General features: G+C 39.9%; 17 protein-coding genes. 7 read left to right on the top strand and 10 right to left on the bottom strand.

Features of this window, described 5'->3' with window-relative positions; translation table 11 throughout:
* Positions 1 to 24: 24 nt before the first annotated feature.
* From ACU5DF_RS15225 to tsaA, 6 genes are all read right to left on the bottom strand, one after another.
* Positions 25 to 792 carry an ABC transporter permease gene (locus ACU5DF_RS15225; protein WP_446713450.1) on the bottom strand — a complete coding sequence of 256 codons (768 nt, stop codon included), beginning with the start codon at positions 790 to 792 and terminating at the stop codon, positions 25 to 27.
* Between the two features lie 16 nt (positions 793 to 808).
* A complete protein-coding gene (locus ACU5DF_RS15220; protein ID WP_446713449.1) occupies positions 809 to 1,792 on the bottom strand; it encodes an ABC transporter permease in 984 nt (327 codons plus the stop codon).
* Positions 1,783 to 3,387 carry an ABC transporter substrate-binding protein gene (locus tag ACU5DF_RS15215; RefSeq protein WP_446713448.1) on the bottom strand — a complete coding sequence of 535 codons (1,605 nt, stop codon included), beginning with the start codon at positions 3,385 to 3,387 and terminating at the stop codon, positions 1,783 to 1,785. The genes ACU5DF_RS15220 and ACU5DF_RS15215 overlap by 10 nt, the downstream gene beginning before the upstream one ends.
* Before the next feature lie 472 nt (positions 3,388 to 3,859).
* Positions 3,860 to 5,575: a proline--tRNA ligase gene (locus ACU5DF_RS15210; protein WP_061013624.1), complete on the bottom strand. Its 1,716-nt coding sequence runs from the start codon at positions 5,573 to 5,575 to the stop codon at positions 3,860 to 3,862.
* Positions 5,576 to 5,724: 149 nt separating this feature from the next.
* A complete protein-coding gene (locus tag ACU5DF_RS15205; RefSeq protein WP_446713447.1) occupies positions 5,725 to 6,048 on the bottom strand; it encodes a hypothetical protein in 324 nt (107 codons plus the stop codon).
* A complete protein-coding gene (gene tsaA / locus ACU5DF_RS15200) occupies positions 6,041 to 6,424 on the bottom strand; it encodes a tRNA (N6-threonylcarbamoyladenosine(37)-N6)-methyltransferase TrmO (protein WP_446713446.1) in 384 nt (127 codons plus the stop codon). Before tsaA ends, ACU5DF_RS15205 begins: the two co-directional genes overlap by 8 nt.
* A 146-nt stretch (positions 6,425 to 6,570) precedes the next feature.
* On the opposite strand from tsaA, the gene ACU5DF_RS15195 reads away from it, so the two are divergent.
* Together ACU5DF_RS15195 and ykgO are read left to right on the top strand one after the other, a co-directional pair.
* Positions 6,571 to 6,828: a type B 50S ribosomal protein L31 gene (locus tag ACU5DF_RS15195; RefSeq protein ID WP_045101426.1), complete on the top strand. Its 258-nt coding sequence runs from the start codon at positions 6,571 to 6,573 to the stop codon at positions 6,826 to 6,828.
* The gene (ykgO, locus tag ACU5DF_RS15190; protein WP_012549672.1) at positions 6,828 to 6,965 is read left to right on the top strand and encodes a type B 50S ribosomal protein L36; all 138 of its coding nucleotides are present in this window, start codon (positions 6,828 to 6,830) and stop codon (positions 6,963 to 6,965) included. The genes ACU5DF_RS15195 and ykgO overlap by 1 nt, the downstream gene beginning before the upstream one ends.
* 59 nt (positions 6,966 to 7,024) lie before the next feature.
* Here ykgO and ACU5DF_RS15185 read toward each other — a convergent pair whose 3' ends face one another.
* Genes ACU5DF_RS15185 through metN form a run of 3 tightly spaced genes read right to left on the bottom strand, consistent with a single transcriptional unit; the run spans position 7,025 to position 9,588 of the window.
* On the bottom strand, positions 7,025 to 7,834 hold the full coding sequence (locus tag ACU5DF_RS15185; protein WP_045101427.1) for a MetQ/NlpA family lipoprotein: 810 nt from the start codon (positions 7,832 to 7,834) through the stop codon (positions 7,025 to 7,027).
* Between the two features lie 52 nt (positions 7,835 to 7,886).
* A complete protein-coding gene (locus ACU5DF_RS15180) occupies positions 7,887 to 8,564 on the bottom strand; it encodes a methionine ABC transporter permease (RefSeq protein ID WP_446713445.1) in 678 nt (225 codons plus the stop codon).
* Positions 8,554 to 9,588 (bottom strand): methionine ABC transporter ATP-binding protein MetN, encoded by a 1,035-nt coding sequence (metN, locus tag ACU5DF_RS15175; RefSeq protein WP_045101429.1) that lies wholly within the window; start codon positions 9,586 to 9,588, stop codon positions 8,554 to 8,556. Before metN ends, ACU5DF_RS15180 begins: the two co-directional genes overlap by 11 nt.
* A gap of 241 nt (positions 9,589 to 9,829) precedes the next feature.
* On the opposite strand from metN, the gene gmhB reads away from it, so the two are divergent.
* On the top strand, positions 9,830 to 10,381 hold the full coding sequence (gene gmhB / locus ACU5DF_RS15170) for a D-glycero-beta-D-manno-heptose 1,7-bisphosphate 7-phosphatase (RefSeq protein ID WP_446713444.1): 552 nt from the start codon (positions 9,830 to 9,832) through the stop codon (positions 10,379 to 10,381).
* A 68-nt stretch (positions 10,382 to 10,449) separates the two neighbouring features.
* Here the strand turns inward: gmhB and ACU5DF_RS15165 are convergent, their stop codons facing one another.
* Positions 10,450 to 11,334: a LysR family transcriptional regulator gene (locus ACU5DF_RS15165; protein WP_060993591.1), complete on the bottom strand. Its 885-nt coding sequence runs from the start codon at positions 11,332 to 11,334 to the stop codon at positions 10,450 to 10,452.
* 142 nt (positions 11,335 to 11,476) lie between these two features.
* Here ACU5DF_RS15165 and ACU5DF_RS15160 point away from each other — a divergent pair, with 142 nt between their 5' ends.
* From ACU5DF_RS15160 to ACU5DF_RS15145, 4 genes are all read left to right on the top strand, one after another.
* Positions 11,477 to 11,887: a RidA family protein gene (locus ACU5DF_RS15160; RefSeq protein ID WP_446713443.1), complete on the top strand. Its 411-nt coding sequence runs from the start codon at positions 11,477 to 11,479 to the stop codon at positions 11,885 to 11,887.
* 89 nt (positions 11,888 to 11,976) lie between these two features.
* Positions 11,977 to 13,440 carry an aldehyde dehydrogenase family protein gene (locus tag ACU5DF_RS15155; RefSeq protein ID WP_446713442.1) on the top strand — a complete coding sequence of 488 codons (1,464 nt, stop codon included), beginning with the start codon at positions 11,977 to 11,979 and terminating at the stop codon, positions 13,438 to 13,440.
* Positions 13,441 to 13,496: 56 nt separating this feature from the next.
* Positions 13,497 to 14,486, top strand: a complete 990-nt coding sequence (locus tag ACU5DF_RS15150) for a membrane dipeptidase (protein WP_446713441.1) — start codon at positions 13,497 to 13,499, stop codon at positions 14,484 to 14,486.
* A 99-nt stretch (positions 14,487 to 14,585) separates the two neighbouring features.
* A complete protein-coding gene (locus tag ACU5DF_RS15145) occupies positions 14,586 to 16,178 on the top strand; it encodes a BCCT family transporter (RefSeq protein WP_446713440.1) in 1,593 nt (530 codons plus the stop codon).
* Positions 16,179 to 16,246: the final 68 nt, after the last annotated feature.

Raw genomic sequence — 16,246 nt, 5'->3', positions numbered from 1 at the left:
TTCGTTATTTGTAGGGCTATCACGCTATTCTCTTCTTAGTTTTTGCCCAATGGACATTAATAATAGTGAACTAATGACTAATACGATGCCAGGGAACAGAGCTAACCACCATTGACCACTTAATAGATATTGGCTTGCTTCAGAAAGCATTCCGCCCATAGAAGGAGTGGAAGGCTCTATGCCTAATCCTAAAAAAGTCAGCCCAGCACCATGGACAAGCGCTTGAGGGTATAAAATTAAGGTTCCTGTTAATACCTGTGGCAAAACATGTGGTGTCAGATGAGTAATGTAACTTTTAGTCTTTGAATGTCCGAACGCCAATGCGTGCAAAATATAAGGTTTATTGCGTAACTGTTCGATTTCTATTTTTAGTAGACGAGTTAATTTAGGCCAATGACTAAACGTAATAGCAATCACTAGCCCTTCAAATCCGCCGCCAGCTAAAACGGACAAGACAATCATAACTAGTAAGTGTGGAAGCGCACTCCAAGCATCAACTAACGTATTGACGGCATAGCTAAATGAACTATTTATATTGCCAATTAAAGCCAAACTCATAGATAAAAAAGCGCAGCATAATGACGATAGTCCCCCCATTGCTAAACTAAACAGTAAAGCTTTTAATGTTCGACTAAAAACATCTCTTCCAAGCCAATCTGTGCCAAACCAGTATTGTAAATTTGGTTGGAGATTTTTGCTGAATAAATCGAGTGCTTCCCCATTATTTTGCCATGTAATCGCGAGTACTAATAAAAGAGAAAACAGCAGTAAAGGAAGATGCGTGTATCGCATAAATCGATCCTTTAAATCATAAAGACGTTGATAAAGAAAGCTGCCTGCTTAACAACGATGCCATAGCATTACCAGTAAAAACAAACAGTGCAGAGCACATAGTAATACCAAGTAAAAGTGGCGTATCACCACTTAATCCAGCCTTTACTAAGGTTTCTCCAATTCCTGGAAAGTTAAAGACGGTTTCAACAATGACAGAGCCACTAAGAAGCTCAGAAAAGCCAGCCAGCTGAATAACAAGAGCGGGTACAATGGTATTCCTGATCAAATGAAACCGTATAATTGAGAAGGTCGATAAGCCATGAATACGAGCATAGCGTACGTGTTGGCTATTATTGACCTCAATTACTTTCTCTTTGGTATGTAGAATAATAGGAGCAATTAGGCTTAGGCATAGTGTAATTAAAGGCAGAATAAAATAAGTGACTTGCTCTCTAAAATTGAGAGTATCAGGAGATTCTCCGATAGGAGCGATCCCTCCGACGGGTAACCACGACAACTTAATCGCAAACAGAGCAATTAATAATAAGCCAATCCAAAAGCTTGGCAATGAGTTCATCATCAGCGCCAATTGAGACATAGTTCGACTAAAAGGATGATTTGGACTGATACCAAGAAGTAGTCCAATGCTATAACCCAATATCAAGGATAGTAGTGCAGCACATCCCATTAAATAAATAGAGTACTGGCTGCGTTGCCAGATAATATCACTGACGGGTTGTTGATAATGAAGCGAATATCCAAGATCTCCATTTAATAACGCTTTGCCAAATGTTAGTACACGCTCTATTAGTGTTTGATCTAACCCTAATTGTTGTATTAATTGCTCTTTTCTATCACCAAAGACAGCAAGCGCATTTCCATCAAAATAAGCGCTGATAGGGTCTATAGGTGATAATGATAAGAGCAATGTCATTACTAATAACGCTAAACACAATTGCAGAGCAAGGCGAGCTAGGCCAATACAGAAACCGTTAGAGCTAATGTGAATTACTGACATTGCCAACGCCACTCCTCAATATTAGCGGTTAATGGCCAGCCATGATTGTGAGGTTCTGTCATTGGAGTTCCTAAATCTAAGCAGTCGTTAGCAAGGTATAAATGATTTATATTGACCAGCCATGTCCAAGGGCGATCTTGTTGCATTTGCTGCTGTGCTTGCTGCCAAAATGGGATTGATGCACTCCAAGAATCGGCTTTTAACGCATTATTAATGGCGGTATCAACGATGGCGTTTTTATATCCTCCTGAATTATAAAAATCAGTATTAGCAAAATCAGAATGATACACATACCTTACTTCACTAGCAGAGTGACTACCAAATCCCATAAGAACAGGTGTTGTCGTCATCTGTTTAGCTATTACATTCCATTCAAGACCTTTGACATCAACACTAATACTGACTTCTTTTGCCATTGAGCTTATTGCCAGGGCAAGTTGTTCTCTAATACTGTCTCCTGCTTTATAAAGTAAGGTAAAAGACGCTTCATAGCCTTGCTTATCAATCGTGCCATTGTTGTTACTATCATGCCATCCCGCTTGGTTTAATAAATTGCGTATATGAACCACATCAACAGTGGTTGGTTTTATCTTTGTTGTGTCTACACCCCACGGCATATTGTCTGCAAGGGAATAGGCAGGCGTTGCATAACCATCTAATAATTTGTCTACGATCAGTTGTCTATCGACTAGGATCTCAAATGCTTTACGTATTGCAGGATCTGAGCTAACAAAAGTCATATTAGCGCCTTTTTGATAAGACATTGGCCAAACAATACCGCGATTATCTAGGGTTGGGACTGCCCAGAGTTTGTATCCATTAATATCTTGAGTAGCATAACGTTGAGGTATGATGCTTAAATGTAATTGATGGGTCTTTAGTTGCATAAAGCGTGACTCTTCACTACCAAATACAGCAATAATTTTTTTAAACTGTGGTTTTTTAGCGTAGTAAAATGGATTCAATGTCATACTAACGAATTGATTTCTTTCCCATTGAGTTAATATGTAAGGGCCTGATCCGATGGGATGTTCACCATAACGCAAGCCATTATGATTTTGTTTTTCGTAAACGTGTTTAGGTACGATACCAATTGAGGATAATCGGTCTAAAAAAGTGATGTCGGGTTGCTTTAAATGAAAAGCGACAGAGTAAGGTGTTAAAGGTTCTGCTACTTTTAATGCGCTGAGATCGTGAGTACTGCTTTTAGTTAGAATTTGATTGTATGTGAAAGCGACATCTTCAGCGGTGAGAGGCTTACCATCACTAAATAGTACATCATCTCTAAGTGTTACGATCCAAGTTAGGTTTTCATTGGTCAAACGCCACTTTGTTGCTAAATCACCAACAAAATTTAATTTGTTATCTCTTTTTAATAATGTGGATTGAAATAGTGGATTGCCATATTTCCCCCAACCTAAAATAGGATCAAATCCTGTTGTTGGTTCACCACCTAGTGCGATTTTTAAGGTATCAGGCTGATTATCATGTGCAGATACTTGAGATGTAAAACCGATTGAAAGAAATAAAGGTAATATAAATAGAAAGCGGGATAGTATTAATGTTCTATTTATTAAATTAAAAAATATATTCACAACTTGTTTCCAATATAAAGAAAGTGAGTACAGGTAAATGAAAGAGCGCATTTACGATCTGCATTAGAAATAAAGTAGTGATCTAGTTGAATTACACAGAAAGGGTTATTTAGGCTATTAAGTTTTATTCAACGTAGTAATAAATATTATCAATAAAGAAGCAATGATATTTATAACGAGAATAGGATCACTATGTATAGACTTAACTGGTAAGAAAAAATAGATCGCATCTGGTGAATTTACAAAGATAGATAAGGTACACCAAAGAGCTACAAGACTATAAAACTGTAAGATATATAAAGCCATAAAACCGTAGAACAACGGTAATAAAAGAGTATGGCTTTGTTGAGATAAATTCTATCAGTAGATTAAGTCATAACAAGGGGTAATTAAGGAAATGGAAATTTATTTCATAGATATAAAAAAGGCTAAGTAAATTTACTTAGCCTTTGGTATTTAAAAGGTGATGAAATTAGCTTAATTGAGCTTTAATGTGCTCAACGATGTTTGCAATTTCTACCACTTCTTTTGTGTTTGCACGACGGTTCTTATATTCAAAGTTACCTTCGTCCATGCTGCGATCGCCGATCACAACTGTATGTGGAATACCGATAAGTTCGATATCCTTGAACATAACACCTGGGCGCTCTTTACGATCATCAAATAGAACGTCGATACCCATCGCTGTTAATTCTGCATACAGTTTTTCTGCCGCTTCTTTAACGCGATCAGATTTGTACATGTTCATTGGAACGATAGCTACAGTAAATGGAGCAAGCGCTTCTGGCCATACAATGCCGTATTCGTCATTGTTTTGCTCAATAGCTGAGGCAACAACACGTGAAACACCGATACCGTAACAACCCATCTCAAGGATAGAGTTTTTACCGTTAGCATCAAGTACGCCACAGTTCATTGCTTCTGAGTAGGCTGTACCTAATTGGAAGATGTGACCAACTTCGATACCGCGTTTCAGTTGTAGAGTACCTTGACCACATGGGCTTAGATCGCCTTCAACAACGTTACGTAGATCTTCAACTTGACCAAGCTGTACATCACGATCCCAGTTCACACCAAAGAAGTGCTTACCATCGATATTTGCGCCTGTACCAAAGTCACTCATTACAGCAACAGATCGGTCAACGATGAATGGAAGTTCTAGGCCAACAGGACCAAGAGAACCAGCACCAGCGCCGATTAGGTCACGAAGTTGTGCTTCGTCAGCCATCTCTAGTGGAGATAAAACTTGTGGAAGATTTTCAGCTTTAACTTCGTTAAGTTCGTGATCACCACGGATGATAAGTGCGATGATATCAGCATCAACTTCATCAGATGCTTTAACAAACAATGTTTTCACTGTTTTTTCAATCGCGATACCGTGTTGCTCAACCAATTCAGCAATTGTTTTTGCGTTTGGTGTATCAACCGTTGTCATCTCTTGAGTAGGAGCAGCACGTTCAGTTGTCGGTGCTAGAGCTTCTGCTTTTTCGATGTTTGCTGCGTAATCAGATTCTGTTGAGAATGCGATTAAATCTTCGCCGCTTTCTGCAAGTACGTGGAATTCTTGAGAACCACTGCCGCCGATAGCACCTGAGTCAGCTAATACTGGACGGTACTCAAGACCCATACGGTCAAATGCTTTACAGTAAGCATCGTGCATTGCATCGTAAGATTTTTGTAGACCTTCTTTATCGATGTCAAAGCTGTATGCATCCATCATGCAGAATTCACGTGCACGCATTACGCCAAAGCGTGGACGACGTTCATCACGGAATTTAGTCTGGATTTGGTACAAGTTTAGTGGAAGCTGCTTGTAAGAGTTAACTTCGTTACGAACAAGGCTAGTGATAACTTCTTCAGCAGTTGGGCTAAGAACAAACGGACGAGCATGACGGTCAGTAAAACGAAGTAATTCAGGACCCATCTTTTCAGAACGACCTGTCTCTTCCCAAAGCTCAAACGGTTGAACTACGGGCATCAACGTTTCGATTGCACCTGCATTGTCGATCTCTTGACGAACGATATTTTCGACTTTACGCAATACACGTAGACCTGTCGGTAGCCAAGTATATAAACCTGAAGCTAGACGGCGGATCATACCTGCACGTAGCATGAGCTGGTGGCTCACTACTTCTGCGTCGTTTGGAGTCTCCTTCAGTGTTGAAAGAAGGTATTTGCTAGTGCGCATGTTTTCATCCATTTGTTAGTTATGAATATTGGAATACCTCGATTTAAACCGTTAAATCGAGAGGTCAATTTTAGCCTGGACCAATTCTTTAATCAGAATGGATTCAAATCTAAAATTAAGCCCTCTATGATATCAGCCTAAAAGCGATCTCAAAAGCGATCAATTGCAGTTACCGTGATGGAATTGCTATCTACAGTGAATTTTACGTTCAAATCAAACAAATTTACCGCGTATTCCTTAGTATCTGTCTTTCCTTTTTTATAAGCAGGTCGAGGATCTTGCCCAAGGACTTCTTTTATCACCGCTTCAATATGTGTTTTCTGTGAGTGTGAGCTAAGTGATTTTTGTGCCTCTATCGATAAGAACACATCAAGAACATCTGGTTCTTTTTCGGCAAAACCACCTAAAGCATCAGGAATGGAATCGGAATAGGGGATGTAGGGTTTAATGTCTATGATTGGCGTGTTATCCACTAAATCGACACTGCCTAATTCTAAATACGTTTGATTTCCCTCTTGAACTACCGCCTTTTAATTCGACCGCCGACATACCAATACCATTTGGGCGAAAGGTTGCTCGTGAAGCAAAAACACCAATGCGCTCGTTGCCACCTAAACGTGGTGGACGAACTGTCGGTCTCCATCCCGCATCGAGATTTTGGTCAAATAAAAATAATAACCATAAATGAGAAAACTGTTCAATCCCACGAACCGCTTCTGGTGAATTTGCATCTCCCACCAATTTTAGGCGAGATGTCGCGCTAGGGGCTAAGCGAGGTTGACGAGGAACGGCAAATTTTTCTTTATAAGGTGATTGGATAAAACCAACAGGTTCGATGTGATAAGTCATTTATGTAAGCTCAACGGTGAATATGAATGAATTTTATCATAACTAATGAATAGTCACTTTTTTACTTTAGATGATAATAGTTCTCAAATATCAATTGTTATGTTATAACATAACAATTGATGAGTAATTTGATATGGAGAAAAAAGATGAAAGAAGGCATTCACCCAGAATACAGAAAGGTTATTTTCCACGATACGAGTGTGAATAAATATTTTCTTATAGGCTCAACATTGCAGACAGACAGAAAAATGACATGGGAAGATGGTAAGGAATACCCTTATATGACATTGGATATTTCTTCTGAATCGCACCCGTTTTATACGGGAGAGCAGAGAGTTGTGTCTAGCGAAGGCCGAGTGGCAAATTTCAATCGTCGATTTGGTGCATTAAAAGGTAAAGTATAATGAAAGTATTAAGCTCATTGAAAAGTGCTAAATCTAGACATAAAGATTGTCAAATCGTAAAACGAAAGGGGAGAGTTTTTGTTATTTGTAAGACAAATCCTCGATTTAAAGCAGTGCAAGGAAAGAAGAAAAAGTAAGATAGAAAAAAGGTTGGCATTATGCCAACCTTTTAGGTTTGATTAAGTCAAAAGAGGAATTACCAACCTTTAACGATACCGCCATCAAACGTTTTAAATGCGGCTTGGTAAACTTCTTCTGATTGGTAAGCTTTAACAAAAGTCTTCACATTTTCAGAGTTTACATTGTCAGTACGGCCAACAATTAAGTTTACATATGGAGATTTTTTATCTTCTACAAAGATACCATCTTTCTCTGGTGTTAAGTTGATGCTGCTTGCATAAGTCGTGTTGATTACAGACAGTGCAACGTCATCAAGTGAACGAGGCAGTTGTGCTGCATCTAATTCAACAATTGAGATATTTTTAGGGTTAGCTGTAATATCACGAACCGTTGCAGCAAGACCTGAACCATCACGCAGTGTGATTAGGCCTTGTTGTTGAAGAAGAAGAAGAGAACGACCAAGGTTAGTTGGATCATTTGGTACAGCAATACGTGCACCGTCTTCGATTTGCTCAACAGACGTTACTTTCTTAGAGTAGCCAGCAATAGGGTAAACAAACGTATTACCTGCAACTTCAATTTTGTAACCGCGATCAGTTACTTGTTGATCAAGGTATGGCTTGTGTTGGAAAGCATTTAGGTCAATAGACCCATCATCCAACGCTGCGTTTGGTGTAACGTAGTCTGTAAAAGTAACTAGCTCAACATCAAGACCGTATTGCTCTTTTGCAACTTTTGCAGCAACTTCAGCAACCTGTGCTTCAGCACCCGCCATTACACCTACTTTAATTAGATTGGTGTTTGCTTCTTCTTGGCCGCAACCAGTAAGAATAAGTGTTGATGCTAGACCAGCAACTGCTGCCAGTGTTTTTAGATTTAATTTCATTATTTACTCCTTAAAAATGAATTCCATATGAATCAAAAAATTTTAAATTAGATTAACGGTGATCAACTTTCTTAACTAAATTATCACCTACAGATTGAATGATTTGTACTAAAACAATCAGCATAACAACAGTCACAGCCATGATGGTTAAATCATAACGGTGGAAACCATATCGAATAGCGACATCACCTAAGCCGCCACCACCAACTGTACCTGCCATTGCAGAGTAACTAACCAGTGTTACCAGTGTGATGGTTACCGAATTTAAGATTGTTGGTAATGCTTCAGGAAGCAGTACTTTCGTAATAATTTGCAGTGGTGTTGCACCCATAGACTGTGCAGCTTCAACCAAGCCACTTGGTACTTCAATTAATGCGCCTTCAATAAGACGAGCCACAAATGGGATTGCACCAATAGTCAATGGAACGATAGCTGCTGTAGTACCAATAAAGCTACCTACAATCAGTTTTGTTACTGGAATAATCGCAACCATTAGTACCAAGAAAGGCACTGAACGCCCCACGTTTACAATCGCACCTAGTACACTATTGAACGTTGTGTTTTCCATCAAACCACCTTTTTTGGTGATATGAAGAATAACGCCCAATGGAATACCAATAGCAAAGCCAACAATGCCTGCAACTGCAACCATATAAAGGGTTTCGCCAGTCGCGTTTAATAATAGCTTGCTGTTTAGATCAAACCATGCAGAAATTACATCAAATGACATAACCTAATACCTCTACTTTCACGTGATGATTACGTAAGAATGCAATTGCTTGCTCTGTTGATTTTTGATTACCGAAAAACTCGGCTAACATAAGGCCAAATTTAACCCCACCTGCATAATCGATATCCGCATTTAAGATACTAATATCAATATCAAATTCGCGAGATATTTGGCTAATAACAGGAGCATCAACACTCGCGCCAGTAAACTCTAGGCGAATAAGAGGATAGCTACCTTCTACATACGTATCTTGTAGGCGAGCTTTGAAATCATCAGGAATGGATAAATCTAACGTTGCTCGAATAAACTCTTGAGCAAGTTTGGTTTTAGGGTGAGCAAAAATATCACTCACAATGCCTTTCTCAACTAATTCACCATCACCGATAATTGCAACTTGGTGACAGATATTTTTAACCACTTCCATTTCATGAGTAATGATTAAAATCGTGATATTTAATTTACGATTTAGATCTTTAATCAGTTCTAAAATCGATTTTGTTGTTGCAGGATCAAGCGCACTGGTCGCTTCATCACATAACAGCACTTTAGGATCGGTTGATAGTGCACGAGCAATCGCAACACGTTGTTTTTGACCACCACTTAAGTTAGCAGGGTAAGTGTGGTGTTTATCAGTCAATCCGACGAGTTCTAATAACTCAGTGACTTTTTTCTGAATCTCTTGTTTTGATTTGCCCGCCAACTCTAATGGTAGAGCAACGTTATCAAATACAGTTCGTGAAGCGAGAAGATTAAAGTGTTGGAAGATCATCCCAATATTACGACGAGCCTTGCTCAATTCGCTTGAAGACAGTTTGGTTAAATCAACACCATCAACAATCACCTCACCATTTGTAGGCTTCTCTAACATGTTTACACAGCGTATCAGTGTGCTTTTCCCTGCACCTGATGAGCCTATTACACCAAAGATGGTGCCTTGGGCAATGTGAAGGTTAATATCTTTAAGGGCATTAATTTCCTTTGCACCTTGATAAAACACCTTATTAACGCGGTTTATTTCAATCATGATTCGCCTTGAACTGCATTTTTGTATAAATAGGGAACTAATGTAAATAGAAAGATGGAAAAGGTTAAGAAACCTGAGCAACCTCTCATTTTTAATGTATTAGTGATGCTATTGGGTATACGGTGTTAAGTCAATAGATATTTTTACGTCTAGACGGCTAAACGTATAAATAAGATGCTAAGAAATGAAAAGCGTGCGATAATTTTTTATTAACCGATTTGATTATATAGAGGGTTTCACCTTGTCTAAACCAGCAGTATTTCTTGATAGAGACGGCGTGATTAACGTTGATCGTGGCTATGTTCATAAACGTGATGACTTTGAATACATTGATGGTGTATTTAATGCTGTTAAAAAATGCAAAGACATGGGTTACCTACTGGTATTGGTAACAAACCAATCAGGCATTGCTCGTGGCATGTTTACAGAAGAGCAATTTGAAACATTGACAGAGTGGATGGATTGGAATTTTGCTGAAAACGATATCGATTTTGATGGTATCTATTACTGCCCACACCATCCTGAAGCAACGGTAGAGCAATACAAAGAAGCATGTGATTGCCGTAAACCAAATCCAGGTATGTTTATTTCTGCTCAAACTTTCTTAGACATCGACATGGAAAACTCTGTGATGATTGGTGATAAGAAAGAAGACATGATGGCAGCACAAGCGGCGGGGGTTGGCACTCGTATTCTTGTTCGTACTGGTAAGCCAGTAACAGAAGAAGGCGAAGCGTTAGCTACAACTGTTCTTGATAGCATTGCTGATGTGCCAAAGTTTCTGTTTGCTTAATTAAATAAAGCACACGACTGTAATTTTAGAAAGCCCCCAGACTTTTAGTTTGTGGGCTTTTTTATTGGTTATTCTTTTTGATAATTTAAGTACTGAACGCATAATTCATAAAACTGCTGAGCTTGTGGTGAGATGGTTCTTCCTGCTAACTGAAATATTCCAATTTGTCGTTCTAGTGGTGGGTCAATCAAAGGGATCCATACTAAACGGGTTTCATTGGTTGGGAAGGCTAATTTCGGTAAGGTCGTAATTCCAATACCGAGTTCCAATATTGAAAACAATGAAGTGATATTTTCTACAGAGTAGAGGGCTTGTTCACTAAGTACGTGAGCAGGAGTGGAATTAAGTAAAGAACAAGTTCCGTTCTTAATAAAAGGATATGAGAGTAATGCTTGCCATTCAACACCGTCGAGGTTATTGGCAATCGGATGATCTTTTAAGCACACCACCCCAATAGGATCGGCGATAAGAGGAGTAAAGTGAATCGCTTCCTCTTCTAATTGTGAAAAATTCCCCAACGCTAAATCAACTTCTCCAGATAATAACCTAGCTTCAACAGCAGCGGCATTATCATCAATTAAACTGACTTCAACATTTGGATACTTTTCACTAAACGCTCCCAGTACACTCGGGATCAATTTTGCAGCAACAGAGGGAACACTTGCGATACGAACTCGCCCTTGTTGGCCTGCTGCATCGGCACGTAAATCGTTGGTTAGCTGTTCATAAACACCTAAGAACTGTTTTATTTTAGGAAAGCAGATCTCTCCAAAAGGCGTTAATTTCGATTTATTACCGGCTTCAAATAAAGGTTGTTCTAAAATACGTTCAAGTTCTTTAATTGAGGTTGATAATGCCGCTTGAGAACGATTTGCACGATTTGATGCAGCGCGAAAGCCTCCTTCTTCTACGACTAAAGTAAAGTGTTTCAATTGTTGTAGTTTGATACTCATTTATCCTCCCTCCTTGTCAGCCCTTTATTTATCGAACTCTTACTAAAGTGATTAGTTTTTCTTATCGAATGTAAAAAATTTACCGTTAGATTTATCATCTGTCAATGTGCATTATTTAACTATGTTGAAACATTGTTATTACATGACGAATGAGAGAGTGACGACTAAAATGAAAAAGCATGCAGTAAAAACCGAGCTATTTGCGTCAAAAGCACCTCTTGAGTGGGCAATTGTAAATAACGGCACTTTATATACGGCCCAGATACCGATTGATCAATCAGGGATAGTGGTTGAAGGAGGGATTGAAGCACAAACTCGTCAAACTCTAGATAATTTAGTTCACACATTAGAGTGTGCGGGAGAGTCGTTAGATTCTGTTCTGCAAGTATTGATTTATGTCACTGACAGGGAGTATCTCACCACTGTAAATAAAGTGTATGCAGAATACTTTAACGCCCCTTACCCAAACCGTGCAGCAATGATTGTCGCAGGGTTAGCTCGTGAAGAAATGTTAGTTGAGTTGGTTGTTTATGCAGCCGTTCAATCAGAATAACGTTAAATCCCCCCTCATTTAATATTAACGAATTAGTTTATTTATTGTTTATTTTTGAAAGCAATAAATCTTAGAACAAGGAAGATGGCATGACAGTTCAAGCGCAAATTATCCAAGCAGAAAAATCATTATACATCGGTGGTGAGTGGCAATCTGGTATCAGTACGATAACGAACATTAACCCATCTGACATCACGCAGAATTTAGGTCATTTTGCTCAAGCAAGTGAGCGCCAAGTTCAAGATGCGATTTCAGCAGCAAAAAAAGCACAGCCAGAATGGGAGAAAACTCCACTAGAGCGTAAACAAGCGGTATTGCAGGCGATTGGTGATGAGTTAATTGCACGTTGTGATGAATTAGGGCGTTTGCTTTCAAGTGAAGAAGGTAAACCTTTTATGGAAGGTCGTGGTGAGATTTATCGCGCAGGTCAATTCTTTCAATACTTTGCTGCAGAAGTATTACGCCAGATAGGTGATAGTGCTGATTCAGTAAGACCGGGTGTTTCTGTTGAAGTAACGCGTGAAGCGGTAGGTGTAATTGCGGTGATTTCTCCTTGGAATTTCCCAACAGCAACAGCCGCTTGGAAGATAGCCCCTGCATTGGCATTTGGCAACAGTGTGATCTGGAAACCTGCAAATTTAACCCCTGCAAGTGCGGTTGCTCTCACTGAGATAATTCACCGTCAAGGCCTACCAGAAGGAACTTTTAACTTAGTACTCGGTAATGGCTCTCAAGTGGGTAATGCATTAATCAATTCAAAAGAAATTAATGGTGTGAGCTTTACCGGTTCTGTTGATACGGGACGTAAAGTTGCAACGGCTACCGCGCCAAACTTTGTACGTTGCCAATTAGAAATGGGCAGTAAAAATGCGCTGGTTATTGCTGATGATGCGGATATTCAAACCGCGGTGGAAGCAACAATTGCAGGATCTTTTTCTGGCGCAGGTCAGAAGTGTACCGCGTCGTCTCGTTTGGTTGTTATGGATGGCATTCACGATGCTTACGTAGATGCACTAATCAAGCGTATGAGTGAATTAAAAGTCGGACACGCACTGGAAGATGGCGTATTTATGGGGCCAGTGGTTGACGGTAATCAATTGGATGCAAACTTTGGCTGGATTGAAAATGCGCGTCAAAGTGGCGCTGAATTAGCCTTTGGTGGTGAGCGCTTAAATCTTGAGCATGATGGTTATTATATGTCGCCAACTTTATTTATTAATACGGATAATAAGTGGGAAGTAAACCAAGAAGAAGTGTTTGCACCAATGGCAAGTGTGATCCGTGTGTCTGATTTAGAGGAAGCAATTGCGACAACCAATGACACTCGTTTTGGCTTAACTGGCGGCATTATTACGCAAAGTTTACGTACCAGTGCGTTATTCAAGCAACAAGCTCAAACGGGCTGTGTCATGGTCAATTTACCAACAGCAGGGACAGACTACCATGTGCCATTTGGTGGTCGTAAAGAATCAAGTTTTGGCCCACGAGAACAAGGTCAATATGCAAAAGAATTTTATACGGTAGTGAAAACGGCTTACCAACGTCCTTATTAAAATGGATGGAAAATCTACTCAACTAGATGAAACCGAAATGAAATAAGGAGTGTGTTATGTATCAACAACGGATTGTTATCGATGGTTTGCAATACTGCAATTGGGATAGAGAGTATTTTCAGACTCTAAAAGCCAGTGGCATTACAGCGGTTCACGCCACCATGGTGTACCACGAAAATGCACGAGAAACTTTGAGTCGTTTTGCTGAGTGGAACTTACGCTTTGAGCAAAATGCAGATCTTATAATGCCAGTCTATTCAATGGCGGATATTGAAACTGCAAAAGCGAAAGGAAAAGTTGGTATTTTCTTTGGCGCACAAAACTGCTCTCCCATTGAAGATGAAATTGGTTTAGTTGAAGTTATGCGTCAACAAGGGTTATTGATCATGCAATTGACCTATAACAACCAAAGTCTACTCGCGACGGGATGTTATGAAAAAAATGATACTGGCATTACTCGTTTTGGTCAGCAAGTGATTGAAGAGATGAACCGCGTAGGAATGATCGTCGATATGTCTCACAGTGCAGAGCGTTCAACCCTTGAAGCGATTGATTTATCGTCACGCCCTATTTGTATTAGTCATGCCAATCCTTCTTTCGCTCATGATGCATTACGTAATAAATCAGACACGGTAATTAAAGCATTAGCAGAACGTGGTGGATTACTTGGTTTTAGTTTGTATCCATTTCATCTGCCAAATGGTAGTCAATGTAGCCTAGATGATTTTTGCCAAATGGTAGCAACAACTGCTGATATGGTCGGAATAGAACACTTAGGTATTGGCAGTGATTTATGCTTAAACCAACCACAAGAAGTGTTGGAGTGGATGCGTAATGGTCGTTGGTCAAAAGCGATGAATTATGGTGAAGGTTCAGCGAGTAATTCAGGTTGGCCAGATGCTCTGCCGTGGTTTTGCGGTAGCGCAGGGATGGAAAATATTTACAACGGATTAATGCGTCACGGATTCAGTGAACCGGAAGCTGGGAAAGTTCTGGGTGAAAATTGGTTTAATTTTTTACAACAAGGACTAGAGCCTATTTCGTAAAGCGAGACCCACACATGGAGCAGCCGATTTAATATAAAAATAATAGAGTCGGTGGTAAATACACCTTTGCAGCTGCAAAGAATACCCTGGAGTCAGAGTATGTCTGATTTAATGAATAGCGTGAAAGAGTCAAATAAGAGTACAGAACAAAAGGGAACGAAAAAAGCACAGCATAGTGAAACAACCGCTGAAAAATTAGGGCTTAATAACCCTGCCTTATGGTATAGCGGTGGTTTTATTGCCGCATTTGTTTTAATCGCTTTAGTTGATAGTGAATTACTGTCTACCATTGTAAATACAGGTTTTGGTTGGGCTGTAAAAGTCTTTGGCCCTTACTGGCAATTACTATTGTTACTTACCTTTCTTATTGGTATTGGGCTTGCTGCGGGACGTACTGGGCGAGTTATCTTAGGAGGAATTGATAAGCCAGAAATGGATGGTTTTCGTTGGATGGCGATTATCTTTTGTACCTTATTAGCTGGGGGCGGTGTTTTTTGGGCTGCTGCAGAACCTATTGCTCACTTTGTTAATCCTCCACCATTATATGGTGCGCAAGTCGATGCCCAACAAGGGGCGGTGAATGCGTTATCACAATCTTTTATGCACTGGGGCTTCTTAGCATGGTCTATTGTGGGGAGTCTAACTTCTATCGTTGTTATGCACCTTCATTATGATAAGGGGCTACCACTAAAGCCAAGGATCTTACTTTACCCTGTTTTTGGAGAGCGAGTACTCAAAGGGCACACCGGAGCACTGATTGATGCATGTTGTATTGTTGCGGTTGCAGCAGGAACCATTGGTCCTATTGGCTTTTTAGGTTTGCAAGTGAGCTACGCGTTAAACGCTCTGTTTGATATTCCAGATGGATTTACTACGCAATTTATTATCATCTTATTTGCTATCGCTTTATATACCATATCGGCACTGAGTGGCTTGAATCGTGGTATGCAAATGCTGAGTCGATATAACGTTATTTTAGCGTCTGCATTAATGCTTTATATCCTTATTTTTGGACCTACAAACTTTATTGTAAACGGTTATATCCAAGGTGTGGGAAGCATGATTGATAACTTCATTCCAATGGCGACATACCGAGGCGATGAGGGCTGGTTAAGCTGGTGGACGGTTTTCTTCTGGGGATGGTTCTTAGGGTACGGTCCGATGATGGCCATATTTATTGCTCGTATCTCAAGAGGGCGCAGTATTCGTCAATTGGTTACGACAATTAGTATTGTGGCGCCACTTGTTACGTGTTTTTGGTTCACGATTGTGGGTGGCTCTGGGTTGGCTTTCGAAATTGCAGAACCAGGTAGTGTTAGTAAAGCCTTTGAAGGGTTTAACTTACCAGGGGCATTACTTGCAGTAACTTCGCAACTACCGATGCCAATGGTTATGTCTATTTTATTTTTAATCTTAACCACTATTTTTATTGTGACAACCGGGGATTCAATGACCTACACCATCAGTGTCGTTGTTAGTGGTGAGACCGAACCTAATGCGATTATCAGAATCTTCTGGGGTGTGATGATGGGGGTGACGGCAATCATCTTAATCTCCCTTGGATCTGGTGGCATCTCAGCATTGCAGTCCTTTATTGTCATTACCGCAGTCCCCGTATCTTTAATTTTGCTCCCTTCATTGTGGAACGCACCACAAATAGCAATGAAGATGGCAAAGGAACAGGGCCTCTAAACTCCCTCGATAACGTGAAGCAAGAGCGGTAAATGCGCCGCTCAAGTCGGCTCTAATAAAGACACTAA

This window comes from Aliivibrio wodanis, from assembly GCF_052920805.1.
The sequence above is the reverse complement of the archived record's forward strand: the minus strand, read 5'-3'. Positions and strand labels throughout refer to the sequence as shown.

Coding starts and splice junctions, on each gene's coding strand:
- ACU5DF_RS15160 (WP_446713443.1), top strand. CDS start 11,477: ATGACGAATGAGAGAGTGACGACTAAAATGAAAAAGCATGCAGTAAAA.
- ACU5DF_RS15155 (WP_446713442.1), top strand. CDS start 11,977: ATGACAGTTCAAGCGCAAATTATCCAAGCAGAAAAATCATTATACATC.
- ACU5DF_RS15195 (WP_045101426.1), top strand. CDS start 6,571: ATGAAAGAAGGCATTCACCCAGAATACAGAAAGGTTATTTTCCACGAT.
- ACU5DF_RS15210 (WP_061013624.1), bottom strand. CDS start 5,575: ATGCGCACTAGCAAATACCTTCTTTCAACACTGAAGGAGACTCCAAAC.
- ACU5DF_RS15145 (WP_446713440.1), top strand. CDS start 14,586: ATGTCTGATTTAATGAATAGCGTGAAAGAGTCAAATAAGAGTACAGAA.
- ACU5DF_RS15185 (WP_045101427.1), bottom strand. CDS start 7,834: ATGAAATTAAATCTAAAAACACTGGCAGCAGTTGCTGGTCTAGCATCA.
- ykgO (WP_012549672.1), top strand. CDS start 6,828: ATGAAAGTATTAAGCTCATTGAAAAGTGCTAAATCTAGACATAAAGAT.
- ACU5DF_RS15220 (WP_446713449.1), bottom strand. CDS start 1,792: ATGTCAGTAATTCACATTAGCTCTAACGGTTTCTGTATTGGCCTAGCT.
- ACU5DF_RS15225 (WP_446713450.1), bottom strand. CDS start 792: ATGCGATACACGCATCTTCCTTTACTGCTGTTTTCTCTTTTATTAGTA.
- metN (WP_045101429.1), bottom strand. CDS start 9,588: ATGATTGAAATAAACCGCGTTAATAAGGTGTTTTATCAAGGTGCAAAG.
- ACU5DF_RS15165 (WP_060993591.1), bottom strand. CDS start 11,334: ATGAGTATCAAACTACAACAATTGAAACACTTTACTTTAGTCGTAGAA.
- tsaA (WP_446713446.1), bottom strand. CDS start 6,424: ATGACTTATCACATCGAACCTGTTGGTTTTATCCAATCACCTTATAAA.
- ACU5DF_RS15180 (WP_446713445.1), bottom strand. CDS start 8,564: ATGTCATTTGATGTAATTTCTGCATGGTTTGATCTAAACAGCAAGCTA.
- ACU5DF_RS15150 (WP_446713441.1), top strand. CDS start 13,497: ATGTATCAACAACGGATTGTTATCGATGGTTTGCAATACTGCAATTGG.